The sequence below is a fragment of the Paenibacillus borealis genome, assembly GCF_000758665.1.
Taxonomy (GTDB): Bacteria; Bacillota; Bacilli; order Paenibacillales; family Paenibacillaceae; genus Paenibacillus_AQ; species Paenibacillus_AQ borealis.
This window is the reverse complement of record NZ_CP009285.1, coordinates 4,477,500-4,492,542: the sequence shown is the minus strand read 5'-3', so window position 1 is coordinate 4,492,542 and position 15,043 is coordinate 4,477,500. Positions and strand designations below refer to the sequence as shown.

Below are 15,043 nucleotides of genomic sequence, written 5' to 3'. Positions count from 1 at the left end.
TGCTTATGCAGAGCAGAACACATACACCGGACTTCTCACAAAATAATGGCAATGTGCTCAGCGATGACATCGCCATTATCGGACTCTCCGGCAGATTCTCCGGCGCCCGTAATGTGCAGCAATATTGGAACAATCTTGTGCAGGGAGTGAGCAGTCTTCAGGAAGCGCCTGCTGAACGCACAGAGCTGTCCAGGCTGGCCCCGGTGCAGAAGGCACATATCCGGTATGGGGGCTTTATCCCCGGAGCGGATCAATTCGATCCCTTGTTCTTCCACATCTCTCCCAAAGAAGCGGAGCATATGGACCCCAGACAACGGCTGTTTCTGGAGGAATCCTGGAAGGCCATTGAAGACGCGGGATATTCGCTGCAGGACATGTCAGGAAGCAAATGCGGCATCTTCGTGGGCCTTCAGCAAGGGGAGTATCTGGAGCGTTTCCAGGGTGAGACGAACGAGCATGTGCCTACAGGAAACAGCCTGTCGGTCATTCCGGCGAGAATTTCTTATCTGCTGAATTTGAAGGGGCCGAGTATCGCCCTGGATACAGCCTGCTCTTCATCTCTGGTGGCTTTGTCGCTCGCTTGTGACAGCCTGCACAGCGGCAGCAGCGAGCTGGCGATCGCCGGAGGTGTCCAGCTCATGCTCACGCCTTGGATTTATATGTCGCTGGGTAAGCTGGGGATGCTGAACACCGACGGAATCTGCAAGCCGTTCGCCGAGGAGGCGGACGGCATTGGCCTGGGCGAAGGCGTGAGCGCGGTGCTCCTCAAGAAGTATGTTGCCGCGAAGCGGGACGGGGACCATATCTACGGAGTCATCAAAGGCATCGGGGTGAATCAGGACGGCAAAACCAATGGCATCACCGCCCCGAACGGCCTCTCGCAGGCAGCGCTGGAACGGGAAGTCTATGAGAAATTCCGGATTAATCCTGAACATATCTCCTATGTAGAGGCGCATGGCACGGGCACCCGGCTGGGGGATCCGATCGAGGTCGCTGCCCTCACGGAGACCTTCGGCGCATTCACGGACAGGAAGCAATATTGCCATCTCGGCTCGGTCAAAGGCAACATCGGGCACACACTGTCCGCCTCCGGCATGGCGGGTCTCATCAAGGTCCTGCTGAGCTTGCAGCACGGCAGAATTCCCGCTACGCTCCACTCCGGTGAGGGGAACAAGCTGATTGATTTTAAGAATAGCCCTTTCTACGTGGGAAAACAGACCGAGGAATGGCGCAGAGAAGCCGGACGGCCCCGGATGGCGGCGGTCAGCTCGTTTGGAATGAGCGGAACCAATTGCCATGTGGTTGTTGCGGAGCATATTGAGCCTGAGGATGAAGCGGGTACCGGCACAGCCGGGGACAATGAAGGGAAGGTGCTATTATTCCCTTTGTCAGCGAAAAGCGATACGGCACTTGAAGCCAAGGTCCAGAATCTGCTGGATTATCTGCAGGAGCACACAGCTTTGCGCGGACTTACCAATATATCGTACACGCTGCTGGCCGGAAGAGACCATTACGCATACCGCAGCATGTTCGTTGCCGCAAGCAAGGAGGAGCTGATCCGTGAGCTGGAAGCTTTTCTCCATAAGCGGCCTGGATCAGGCTGGTACAGCGGCGGCTCGGGCAGCAATGAAGTAGTGAATCCTGCACTAAAGGCCAAGATGGAGCAATTGCTGGTCCAGTTTCACCAGGACCGTCTTACCTCTCAGGAACGGGCGAAGGCGGCGCAGTTGATCGCCAATTATTACATTAAAGGCTATGCTGCCGATTTCAAAAGCCTGCTGACTGCCGGGAGCTTCAAGAGAGTGCCGCTGCCAGGCTACCCCTTCGATTATATGCGCTGCTGGATTGAGGCAGGGGAAGCGAAGGGAAGCGCGGAGAATGGCGGAGCTGACGGAAGTACGGTAGCTGCCGGAGGAACTGGAAGTGCCGGAGTATACAGAAGTACCGAAGCTGATGGAGGAGCTGGAAATGCCGGAGGATTCAGAAGTGCCGAAGCCGAGGGAGGAACTGGAGCAGCCCAAGGATCTGGAAGTGGCAGAGCGGCCGGGGCCGCCGGAATCATTGAATCGGCGGCAGAGGGGCTGCTCCATCCGCTGGTTCACCGCAATGTGTCAACGGTGCAGGGAATAAGCTTTGTGACCGAACCGGAGACAGCCGGAATGGCCATGTTCGGCAAGTCCATATATGGGACAGCGGTGTTCAGCGAAGCTATTCTGCTGGCGATGGGCGCGCAGGCTGCAATGCTTGGAAGCGGCGGCCCGGGTATTACCGCCCTGGAGCAGGTACAGTTCTATCATCCTGCTGCTGCTGACAAGAAGCAAGTGAAGCTGAAAATCCAGCTTCAAGGGGAGGGGGACTGCCTCCGGTTCGCTGTCCTGCCCGAAGGAGCACAGCAGGAGATTCTGGCCGCAGGTACGGCCAGAACAGGCTTGGCTTATCCGTCTCACGAACCGGCTGTGGTGGATGTCGGCAAGGTCAAGCGGGAAGCGGCACAGGTTCGGACCGGGGATGAAGTCTACCGCGTACTGGAGAATCAAGGTATAGCTTATGAGGCACAGGCCCGCATCATAACGGGCTTGTACAGCAGCCTGACAGATCACTTGGTGGAGATATCACAAGGCCCGCTCCATTCGGCGGACGATATTCTGTCAGCTCAATTGATTGAAGCCGTCCTGCAGGGGCTGAACATGGACATTATCAGTAATGGCGGCACGGCGTCTGCAGTTTATGAGATCGGTGAAATACAGCTTGCACGGCAGGCCGCAGCGGCCCAATACCTTTATTTTCAATCGGGAGGTCTGGATAGCGGGAGCAGCGAGCAGCATTATGACGTTCATGTGCTGAATGAGTCGGGCAGAGCTGTGCTGACTTTTAAGAACATTCATATGGTACCCGTCAGCACCCGTGAAGTTATCACCGGGGAGCAATACGGTCTGCTGAAGAAGGAATGGGTGAAGTCGGAGCAGCCGATTGAGCACAAACCGCCTGAAGGGCAGTATCTCATCGTCGTAAATGAAGAGCTGGATGATGCCGCTCTTGCAGTGGTCAGGGCAAGCTTTGAAGCGCCGATAATTCTGTGTGACGGAAGAGCGCAGCAAGCCCGTGACTCCGTGTTGCCCGTTGACTTCACTCTTACAGTGGATAGTGAGCAGACGATTGAGGCCGTACTCGGAACGAAGCTGAAACTGAAGGGAATCGTTGATTTCTCCGATCTTCATGTACAGCCGCAGCACAAGTCCAAGGGGAGCTACGGTAAAATCATGCTTCTGCAAGCCCTGGTCAAGCAGGCGGGCAGGGATTTTCGGATCATTCATTTGACCGGCGGGGTTCAGGGTCAGGAGAACCGCACGGTTACGCTGGCCGGAGCCGATATCGCCGGGATCGTCCGCACGCTTGGTGCAGAATATAGGCAGGTCACCGCCCGCACCGTGGATATCGGCCCGTCAGCGGCAGATATTAACCGTCAGCTCCAGATTGTTCATGGCGAATTAAGTATGGAATGCGATACCGCAGAAGCGGTCTATGATGGCGAATTCCGATATGAGCCGGTTATTACTGCCCTGAAGCTGCAGAATAAATGGATTAGCCGAGAACTGCATAACCGGTTGAACTTAGACCCCGATAAGATTTATGTCATTACCGGAGGCACGCGGGGGATCGGGGCCGAGGTGGCCCGTCTGCTGGTCAGAAGAGGAGCACGGAAACTGGTGCTTATGGGGGTTCAAGCTTTTCCGGCACGGGCGGACTGGCCGGACATCTTGTCCGGTGCAAGCCGTGACCCGGGGAATCAGGCGCGCATCAAGCGGGTCGTGGAGCTGGAGGCCTCCGGCGCCCAAATCGAGGTGTACTCCGGATCGTTGACCGATGCCGGACAGCTCACTCCGTTTGTTGAGAACATCAGGCAGCAATGGGGCGAAATAGGCGGTGTCGTGCACTGCGCAGGCTCCAATCTGAATCAGCACCCGGCTTTTGTTCATAAAAAAATCGCCGATATCCGGCAGGTCTTTGAACCTAAGGTTGAAGGGATAGCGGCACTGCAGCACATATTTGCCCAAGATACACTGGAATTCTTTATTCTTTTCTCCTCCATTTCAGCTCTGGCGCCGCTATTGTCTGCCGGGCTTAGTGATTACAGCGCCGCCAACTATTATCTGGACTTGTATGCACAGCATCAACATACTATCGGCAACACGCATTATCAGTCGATTATCTGGCCGAGCTGGTCGGAGGTCGGGATGCTGGCGGATTCCGGGTTTCAGCTTAGCCCGATCTATACACAGTCAGGACTTACCGCGCACAGCCTGGCCGATGGTCTTTTCATGCTGGAGGACATCATCTGCAGCAGTGATTCGCCAAGCGTGATCCCCGCTATCCTTCACATGGACCTTTACCGTCCGGAATTATTGATCCGGGCAAGCGCTGAACGGGCTAAGGGTTTACCTGGGGAGAAGGCCGTTATAAAGGGCCAGAGCAGTCATGAAGCTGTGGCGCCCGGAGGGAGTGCTCTGAATACACAGAGTACCCCGAGTACCCCGAGTACTCCGAGTACCCCGAGTACCCAGGGTGAGCTGCAAAAAGCGTCCGCGCTGGTCATGGATATTTTCTGTGCAGAGCTGAAGCTGCCGAGGGACCGTGTGCGGGAGAATGTTCCGTTTGCCGAAATCGGCGTGGATTCCATTCTGCTGATCGAGGTCATTAAGAAGCTGGACGCTGCATTTCAGACCCGTATGGATCCGGCACTGTTCTTCGAGCTTAGAGACATGCGCGCGCTGGCGGAGCATCTCTGCTTGAACCGAACAGATAGTGAAAGCGAGCCGGAACAGGAGCTGGAGCAGAAGGTTCCGCCGGTGCAGACAAACAGCACGGTCAGATTCGCTGAGCCGTACAGCCGGGTACCGGAATTTCACAACGGCCGAGGCAGTGAAGCAAGGAAGCAGGCGGCATACACTGCACCGGATGAGACACATGGCCCTGAATTCAGACATGACGAACGGATAGCCGTTATCGGCATGGGCTGCCATTTCCCGGGGGCCGGGGACAAAAACGCCTTCTGGAACAATCTGCGGCAGGGACTGGATAGTATTACTGAGGTTCCGGCGAGCCGCTGGGATCAGGAGGAATTGTACGCTCCCGTCTATGCGGAAGGCAAAAGCATCAGCAAATGGGGCGGCTTCCTGGAGAATATTGAATACTTCGATGGCGGGTATTTCGACATTAAGGAGAATGTGGAGCAGATCAGTCCGCTCATGCGGCAGTGTCTGGAGGTTACGGCGGAGACCCTTCTGGATGCGGGCTATGAACGGGAGGAGATCAGCGGGAAGAAGGTCGGCGTATTCATCGGTGCCCATCCCGGTTCTTATCCTGGTTGGGTGCAGGAGATCAACAAGAATACGATCATCGGCATCGGGCAAAATTTCATCGCAGCGTATGCTTCCCACTTCTTCAATCTAAAGGGTCCGAGCCTGACGGTGGACAGTGCCTGCTCTTCCTCGCTCCTCAGTCTGCATCTGGCCTGCCAGAGCATCCGCTCCGGCGAATCGGAGATGGCCATTGCGGGAGGGGTGGACCTGCTTCTGGATGAGCGTCCCCATCTCGTATTCAGCGCCTCCAAAGCCATGTCGCCGGATGGCAAATGCCATACCTTTGATGAAGATGCGAACGGCATTGTGCCGGGAGAAGGCTGCGGAGCAGTGCTGCTCAAGCCGCTGGCCAAGGCCCTCGCTGACGGGGACAGAATATACACAGTTATTGAAGCTTCGGCAGCCAATAATGACGGCCGTACTATGGGAGTTACCACTCCAAGCATGCAGGCTCAGGAAGAGGTTATCGCTGAAGCGATCCGCCGTTCCGGCATCGACCCGCGGACGATTGGTTACGTGGAGACGCACGGCACGGGCACGATGATTGGCGATCCTATTGAACTGAAGGCCCTGACCTCGGTATACAAAAAATATACCGGTGCCACCGGCTTCTGCGGTGTGGGCAGTGTGAAGACCAATATCGGCCATTGCCTCAGTGCGGCGGGCATTGCCAGCTTCATTAAGACGGCGCTGTGCGTCCACCATAAGACGCTTGTTCCTACGCTGAACTGCAGCCGGCCCAATCCGCGCTTCGACTTTGGGCATTCGCCTTTTTATCCGGTGCTTGAAGCCGCGGCCTGGGACAGTCACGGGGAGGCCCGGCGGGCAGCCGTCAGCTCCTTCGGATTCGGCGGCACCAATGTTCATATGATCATCGGGGAGTGCGGGGAGGAGGCGCTCAGCGGCTATACTCTGCGCAGACAGCCGCTGCCTGCGCCGGTGTACAGCAGGCAGCGGGCCTGGGTAGACCGCGTGAAGGAAGAGCGCAAGCAGACACAGGAAGTGCAGGATCAACTGTCCTTTCTGCAATTCGTGGAAGAGTAAGCTTGAATACGGGAGAGCGGAGAGGGTGCATGCATGGACGCTTTAAACGGTGTGAAGTTCAGTACAGTAATAAAAAACAGCAATTATATCGTCAGAGATCATCGGGTTCACGGTGTACGGATTATGCCCGGTGTCACGCTGCTTGACATGATCTACCGGTTCCTGCAGACCAAAGGCATTAACCTGCGGGATGTCGAGCTGCGCAAGGTGCTGTTCAGCGAGCCGGTCTCCACCAGCGGGCAATACGATAAAAAAATCCGAATCTCGTTCACGAAAAAAGCGGATGGTTACGAGGTTGTGGCACAGAGCCAGAAGGTTAAGGAACATAAGGTGCTGGACAATATCTGGGATGAAAATCTGCGCTGTGAGCTGCATTTGTCCCCTCCGCGCACCGGTGAGCGAAAATCGATCGACATTCAGCAGATTAAGAGTCTGAGCCACCGCGTGGAAGATATGGACCATGCCTACAGCTATGTGCGGAGAATCGATATCCGCCACCTGGAATTTATGAAGGGTCTGGGAAAACTGTATTACGGCGATCAGCGCATTCTGGCTGAAATTACCCTGGGCGAGCTCGCCAGGGAATATATGGACCAGTTCTACATGCACCCTTGTTATCTGGATGCAGCAACGCTGGTTCAGGGATTTGTTGTATTGCAGGAGCTGGATTTCTCCCGGGAGATCCAGGCTTCCATTCCGATGTTCATCGAATCCTTCCGTTCCTATGAACCGATGAAGGAGCAGATCTATGTCTATATCAAGGATGAGGGTTATCCGGATGGAGACATCAAGGACCTGATGTATTTCGATATCGAAGTATACAACGGGCAAGGAGAGGAGATCGCCAGCTTCAGACGCTGGGGCCTGAAGAAGATCCGCTCCAAGGAGCTGATCAGCGGACCTCAGAAGGTTCAACATCCTGCTGCAGCACCGGTGGTTTCGTCCGTTGCTGCGAAGCTGGAGCCAGCCCAAGTCAAAGCCCAAGCTCCGTCGGCCCGCAAGGGAGCTCCAGCCGAGGAAAGTGTGCGCAAGGAAGCCGTCACCTCCTATCTGAAGCGGCTGGTAAGTGGCCTGTCCGGAAGGGACGAGTCCGAGCTGCGGACAGATGAGGGTTTTTACAATCAGGGGCTGAATTCACAGCATTTGCTGGATATCGTCAAGCGGCTGGAAGAGAAGCTGGAATGCTCTCTCTACCCGACGCTGCTGTTTGAATACGCCACGATGGACGAGTTAAGCCAGTATATTCTTCGGGAACATTGCGATTCGTTTTTCAGTTTCGCTACAGCGCTTGGGGATGTGAACCAATCTGCTAAGCCGGAAACGGCCGCTGCGGCCATTCATGCCTATACCCCTACTTGGGTCAACAGCCCGCTGACGCTCCGCGGCAAGGCGGAACAATTGGGGCAGCAGGAGCAGGTGCTGGTTCTGTGCGGGCAACAGGATGAGCTGCTTGCTCTAGCGGGATCGGAGGCAGGCAGCCGCTTCAGCTTCGTGCTTCCGGGAGAACAATTTGCCGCAGCCGGAGCAGGTATTTACCGCATGAACTTTAACCGCGAGGGCGATTACAAGCAATTGGCGGTTGAATTACAGGCAGCGGACCGCATGCCCACGGTTCTGGTCAACAGCCTGAATTGCGGCGGGCGGAGCCAAGGCGGTCTGCCGGATTCGGAGCAGCAGGTGATTCCCATGTTCTATATCCTGCGGGAGCTGCTGAGAAGCAAAATAAAATCGGCAGTAAAGATGCTCTATTTCTTCGATCAAGAAGGTTTGGCCGCTCATCCGGGCGATGCCGCTATGGAGGGATTCCTGCACTGCATCCAGTCCGAAACGGATAAGGTGGCGTATAAATGTATCGGCATTGATGCAGAGAACCGCAGGCAGCTCCAGACTATTTTCCTTGATGAACTCTTCAGCGGTTGGGACAGCGGGCGCCGTGTGGTTTATGAACAGGGTCTCCGGAGAATACAGACATACCGCAAGGCCGGACACGCAGAAGGCGGCGTTACAACGGCTATTCGCAGCAACCATGTCTACTTGATTACCGGCGGAGCCGGAGGCATTGGACAAAAGCTGGCAGCGCATGTTCTGCAGCAAGGCGGGGCAGCCATTCTTTGCGGAAGAGCGGCCAAGCTGCCGGATGAGGTCGGTGCCGGGTTAGACGCGCATCCGCGTCTTGAATATGTAGCTTGTGATGTAACGGACCGGACATCGGTCGAGTCTCTGCACGCTTTTGTGAAGGAGAAGCATGGAAGGCTGGACGGGATTTTTCATTGTGCGGGACTTACTCGTGATTCGTTACTGGTGTATAAGGACAGTGAGGATCTGCGTCAGGTGCTGCGGGTGAAGGCGGAGGGTACAGTCAATCTCGATGAAGTGTTTAAGGAGGAGCCGCTCACCTTTTTTGCCGCATTTTCCTCAGTGGCGGGGATTCTGGGCAATCCAACGCAAAGCGACTACGCGTATGCCAATTTATATATGGACGGCTATATGCAGCAACGGGAACTCTTGCGGGCGCAGGGGCTCAGAAGCGGCAAATCCCTGTCTATCAATTGGCCTCTCTGGCGCGATGGCGGCATGAAAGGCGACGAACATACGGAGCTGGCGCTAAAACACAGATTTGGCATCACGCTCCTGGAGACTGCCGCAGGGATAGAGGCGCTGGAATGGGCGCTGCAGCGGGAAGAAACCCAACTGCTCATGGTTCCGGGGGAAGAAATCAGGATTGACGATGTTTTGGTCCGGGACGGGGATTCAAGTGAGCAGAAGGCTGTTCCGCAGCCCGGGATCGCTCTGAGCCATCTGACAAGCTCTACCGGAAATACGGATGAGGATGACTTGGCGATTATCGGAATCAGCGGGAGATTTCCGGGTGCGGACAATCTGCCGGAGTATTGGGAGCTGCTCAAGGCAGGCCGGGACGCAGTATCGGAGGTCGATCCGCAGAGGTGGAATCATGAGGAGCAGCAGCGGATTGCCCAGGAGAGCTGGGGCAAGGACAGCTCCCGGTGGGGCGGCTTCCTCCGCGATGTGGACAAGTTCGATTCACTGCTGTTCAATGTGGCACCTTATCAAGCCGTGTTGATGGACCCGCATGAGCGGGTATTTCTGGAGCTGGCCTGGGAAGCGTTCGAGGATGGCGGGTATATCCGGTCTGCGCTCAAAGGCCAAAAGGTAGGCGTATTCGCCGGAGCCATGTGGATGCAGTACCAGCTCTACAATACCAGCCGGCAGGTGGCAACTTCCACCATCTCGTCGATTGCCAACCGGGTGTCTTATTATTTTGGACTGACCGGACCTTCCCTGGGCATTGATACCATGTGCTCGTCCTCGATGACGGCACTGCATATGGCCTGCCAAAGCGTGAAGAACCGGGATTGTGCCATGGCCCTGGTTGGAGGGGTTAATCTCTCCGTGCACCCGGATAAGTACCTGCTGCTGTCGCAGGGTAATTTCGCTTCCTCGGAAGGCAGATGCCGCAGCTTCGGCGAAGGCGGAGATGGTTACGTGCCCGCCGAGGCAGCAGGGGCGATCCTGATCAAGCCGCTGAGGCAGGCGGAGCGGGACCATGACCGGATCTATGCGGTCATTAAGGGCAGCGCCATTAATCATGGCGGGGAGGCCAGCGGATTTACCGTTCCCAATCAGCGTGCGCAGGAGGAAGCCGTGTCCGAAGCGATCCGCAGAAGCGGCATCGATGCCGGCACCGTCAATTATATTGAAGCACATGGCACGGGGACCTCGCTCGGCGATCCGATTGAGATCAAGGCGCTGATGAATGCTTTTGCCCCCTGTAAAGATCAATCCTTCAGTTGTGCCATTGGTTCAGTCAAGTCCAATATCGGCCATGCCGAAGCGGCAGCAGGCATATCCTCCATCGCCAAGGTGATTCTGCAGATGCAGCACGGGCAGCTTGCGCCTTCGATTCATTCGGAGCGGATCAACCCGCATATCCGGCTTGGCGATTCAGGCTTCTATATTCAGCAGAAGCTGGAGGAATGGAAGCCGGTCACACGTACCGCTAACGGGCAGACAACGGTGTACCCGAGACGCGCCGGCATCAGTGCTTTTGGTGCAGGAGGGTCCAACGCCCATGTCATTCTGGAGCAATATACAGGCAGCAGAAAGAATGGAGATCAGGATCAGCAGACTGGCAATAATGGTCCTTATATCTTTGTATTATCCGCGCAGACCCCGGAGCGGCTGCAAGCCTATGCCCGGCGGATGAGAGCTTTCATTGAACAAGGACAAGCAGGAATCCACGAAAGTCATAAGGAAGTGACAGCCGCCCTGCAAGAAGTGATCGCTCAAATGCTGGACCTTCCGGTCACCGGGATCGGACAAGATCACACTCTGGATGAGCTGGGCCTCGGGCCTGTCGAATTCCTCCAATTGTGTGACAGACTCCAGGGAAGCTTCGGTATACAGGCAAATGCTTCAGCGGTAAGCGGTGACTTAACAGTGCAGGAGCTTAGCAGCCAGCTCGTAACCGGATTTGCAGGTATGGAAGGGTATGGGACTGCTGAGCCTAAGGCCGGGGCTGTGCAGGAACTATCGCTGTCGGGGCTTAGCTATACACTTCAGGTGGCCCGGGAACCCATGAAGCACCGGTTGGCTGTCGTGTACCACACGCTAAGTGAACTGCTGGCGACTATAGATGATTACTTGGAGCAGCGGGCTTCCGTTCAATTGTTCACATCAGAGGCAGGCGTGGCCGCAGAAGGGCGGACAAGCAAGGCGCAAATACACGGCAATGTTCAAATCCAGGCCAATCTGTATACATTGCGTGATGCTGAACTGCTGGCCCGGGCATGGGCGGAAGGCGCAGCTATAGACTGGCGGATGTTATACGGGAAAGACGCACCTGAGCTTCTTTCGCTGCCGCATTATCCGTTTGCCCGCAAAAGCTATTGGATCGAGCCGGTTAACCCAGTAGAACTTATAACTAATATACAAGAGTATGCAGAACCTGCTCCAACTTCCGGATTCGCAGCGCCTAAAGCATTTGCGTATACGGGGAATGAAGTTGTGCTGGAACGTGTGGAAGGCGGCGTCGCCATCATTCGGATTCAGGACGCGATGCATAACAATACATTTACCCATGAGGTTATACAGGGGCTTACCCACTGCTTCCAAACCGCCCAGCAGGACGAGCAGATCAAGGCGATTGTGGTTGCCGGGAATGACAGGATCTTCTCCATGGGCGGAACGCAGGAGCAGCTGCTGGATATTTCCGACTCCAAGCTGAGCTTTACGGATGCGCCGATTTTGTACAGGGGAATGCTGGAGTGCCCTATTCCTGTGATCTCCGCGATGGAAGGCCATGCTTCCGGCGGCGGCATGCTGTTCGGGCTGTATGCGGATATTGTGGTTATGGCTGAGGAGAGCGTGTATTCCGCTGCTTTTGCCAAATACGGTTTCACCCCGGGGATGGGCGCGACCTTCATTCTGGAGGATAAGCTGGGCAAGAATCTTGCTGTCGAGATGATGTTCACGGCCAGTATGTACTCCGGCGAACAGCTCAAAAGCAGATCTGCCTCTGTTATCTTCCGGGCCAAGGACAAGGTGCTGCAGGAGGCTGTGTCGATTGCCCGGCTGATTGCCGAGAAGCCAAGAACCACGGTCAGTGTATTGAAGCAGGAGCTGGCCAGCAGGGTGCTGGATTCACTGCTGCACTGCGTGGACCGCGAGAATGAGATGCACCGCATCACCTTCACCACGCCGGAGGTCAAAGCAAAGATCCGCCACCTGTACCGGGCTTCAGAGCCAGTGATGGAAGAACGGGAAGCAGTAAAGGCGGCAACACTGTCCGCACCTGAGGGTACAGTTAACAAGCCGTCCCGGTTGAACGCTGGCACCGTGGCTAACGTCGGTTCAACAGGTCTTGCCAGTTCAACAGACTCTGCTGTCTCCATTCCTTCCATATATGCTGCAGAAGCTGATCGGAACATTGAACGGAACATCAAGGACGAACTGACCCAGATCATCGCAGACCGGATTCAACTGGATGAAGCAGAACTGGACGAGGATATGAATTTCAAGGATATGGGTGTGGATTCCATCAGCGGCGTCGAGATTGTGCGTGATCTGGGTGAGAGCTTCAGCCTGCAGCTCGACACCATCGATATTTATGATTACTACACCATTAACCTTCTGGCAGCGCATATCGGGCGTAAGCTAAGAGCGAATTTCCAGGCTCAGGAAGCGGAAGTACCGGGAGTATTGTCAGCATCCGCAGTCACAGGAACATCATCAGGTATAAGAGAGGGTGCAGCAGCAGGAGCTTCAGTGGGGCATGCCGGTTCAGGAGTGCCAGAAGCATCAGTCAGCACTTCCGCCTCTTCGGCTAACCAGGAAGACCGTGATCTGCTGGAGCTGTTGTCGAGGCTGAACGAGGATGAGCTGGATGTAGACGAAGTGGCCCAGTTTTTGGAGGTGTACTATGAGTAACGGCGAGACGATCAAGGACATATTGCAGCAGATCAAGGACCATAAGCTGGAGGCCCGCGAAGGCCTGAGACGCATCAATGAGCTGAAGCAGCGGGGAAATGCGGTTTCCGGCGCACAGCAGGCATACTCTCCGGAAGCCGTGGAGCAGCTGGTCAAGGATGTGCTGTGCCGGGTAGTGAAGCTTCAGCCGGAGGAGCTGAGCCATGAGCTTTCTTTTAAGGAAATGGGCATCGATTCAATCAGCAGTGTGGAAATTGTCCGCGATCTGAATGAAGCGCTGCATATCCAGCTCGACGGCATTCTCCTCTACGATTATCCGACCATCCCGGAACTGGCCCGCTATATGGTGAATGAGATTCAGAAGAACAGCGGCGCAGGTCTGGTGAAGAAGGTGATGGAGGCTACGGGTCACAATCCGGCAAAGGGTCTGCAAGAGCTGCGTGAACCTGTCCAGTCCCAGCGGTTGAACCACAGATATGAATATATGAATGATCTGATCGACCAATTCTCTACTAACAAACCGGCAGCAGCATCGTCCAAACCGAAAGCGCCAATGAAGGAGCCAGTGAACTTTAAGGAGCCGGTAAAAGCTTCTGAGCCTGCCACAGCTACGCCGCGCGCCGCGCGCTCACTGAGTCCGGTAACCGGGCGTCAGGCCAAGGAGGAAAAAGCACCTGCGGCGCAGGCTCCCTTATCCGCTGGACAACCGGCCTCTGGAGCGCCCAAGCTGACACTGAAAACTGGCCCGGCTCCCATTGCTCCCGCAGTGCCAAGTGCAGAGACTGCAGGCAAGATCAAACTGGGTTTTGCCGCCTCCCGTCCTGCGGAAGAACCAGTTAAGGTCAAGCTGGAAGCTTCGCCAAAAGTTCCCGCTGTCCAAGCCTCTGCCGCTGCGGCAGAAGGCATTGCAATTGTCGGATTATCGGGCCGGTTTCCCGGTGCCGCTTCGGCAAGAGAGCTGTGGCGCAATCTCCGTGACGGCGTATCCAGCACTGGGGAAATTCCCGCCAGCCGATTCGATATTCGGGCTTTGTATGACGAAGACCGGAAAGCGGATCAGAAGACCTATTGCACGGTTGCAGGACTGCTCGACCATGTGGATGAATTCGATCCGTTATTCTTCAATATTTCCCCCAAAGAAGCGGAAATTATGGACCCGCAGCAGCGGATTTTTCTGGAAGAGGCCTGGAAGGCGCTGGAGGATGCCGGATATTCCGACCAGGCGGTGCAGGATACCCGCTGCGGCGTATTTGTCGGCTGTGCGCCAAGCGATTATACCAAGCATCTGGAAGCGAACCGTCTGGGCAATACCGCAGATGCGTTTACAGGGACTTCTTCGTCGATCCTGGCTGCGCGAATCTCGTATTTTCTGAATCTGAAAGGCCCGAGCATTTCGATAGATACCGCCTGCTCCTCGTCGCTGGTAGCCGTCCATCAGGCGTGTACGAGCCTCTGGAATGAGGAATGCGACATGGCGCTGGCCGGAGGCATCCGGCTGATGATTACCCCGGACAGCATGGTGCAGAGCAGCCAGATGGAGATTTTGTCGGCGCAGGGTGTATGCAGACCCTTCGATCAGGCCGCAGACGGAACCTTGCTAAGCGAGGGGGTAGGGGTTGTGGTGCTGAAGCCGCTGAAGCAGGCGCTGGAGAACAGGGATCATATCTATGGTGTGATCCGGGGCAGCGGTGTGAATCAGGACGGCCGGACCAATGGTATTACCGCACCAAGCGTGAACTCGCAGATTCAGTTGGAGAAACGGGTGTACGAGAAGTTCCGCATCGACCCGGCCGAGATCAACTATGTCGAAGCGCATGGAACGGGCACCGCTTTGGGTGACCCCATTGAAGTAAAAGCACTGATCGAAGCGTTCCGCGAATTTACGCAGGACAGCCAGTATTGCGCACTCGGGTCCGTGAAGGCCAATATCGGACATGCCACGATGGCCGCCGGTGTCGCCGGGATGATCAAAATCCTGCTGGCCCTGAAGAACAGGCAGATCCCGCCGCTGATCCACTATAGCCGGCTTAATGAGAAGATCAGGCTGGACGGAAGCCCCTTCTACATCAACACTGAGCTGGTAGATTGGCCGGAGAACAAACGGGGCTCCAGAATGGCTGCAATCAGCGGGTTCGGCTTCAGTGGCACGAACTGCCATATCGTCATCGAAGAATACCGCAGGGGAAGCTAGA

3 protein-coding genes are annotated in these 15,043 nt (G+C 55.8%); all 3 read left to right on the top strand.

All coding sequences use genetic code 11. The features are described from left to right. Window positions 1-5 precede the first annotated feature (5 nt). Genes PBOR_RS35570 through PBOR_RS18695 form a run of 3 tightly spaced genes read left to right on the top strand, consistent with a single transcriptional unit; the run spans window position 6 to window position 15,042 of the window. Window positions 6-6,404 (top strand): beta-ketoacyl synthase N-terminal-like domain-containing protein, encoded by a 6,399-nt coding sequence (locus PBOR_RS35570; protein ID WP_167549551.1) that lies wholly within the window; start codon window positions 6-8, stop codon window positions 6,402-6,404. A 33-nt stretch (window positions 6,405-6,437) separates the two neighbouring features. Continuing rightward, a complete protein-coding gene (locus PBOR_RS18700; RefSeq protein WP_042214206.1) occupies window positions 6,438-12,851 on the top strand; it encodes an SDR family NAD(P)-dependent oxidoreductase in 6,414 nt (2,137 codons plus the stop codon). Further along, the gene (locus PBOR_RS18695) at window positions 12,844-15,042 is read left to right on the top strand and encodes a type I polyketide synthase (protein WP_042214204.1); all 2,199 of its coding nucleotides are present in this window, start codon (window positions 12,844-12,846) and stop codon (window positions 15,040-15,042) included. The genes PBOR_RS18700 and PBOR_RS18695 overlap by 8 nt, the downstream gene beginning before the upstream one ends. Window position 15,043: the final 1 nt, after the last annotated feature.

Bases quoted from the DNA above. Each gene is read 5' to 3' on its own strand.
- PBOR_RS35570 (WP_167549551.1), top strand. From the start codon at position 6: ATGCAGAGCAGAACACATACACCGGACTTCTCACAAAATAATGGCAAT.
- PBOR_RS18700 (WP_042214206.1), top strand. From the start codon at position 6,438: ATGGACGCTTTAAACGGTGTGAAGTTCAGTACAGTAATAAAAAACAGC.
- PBOR_RS18695 (WP_042214204.1), top strand. From the start codon at position 12,844: ATGAGTAACGGCGAGACGATCAAGGACATATTGCAGCAGATCAAGGAC.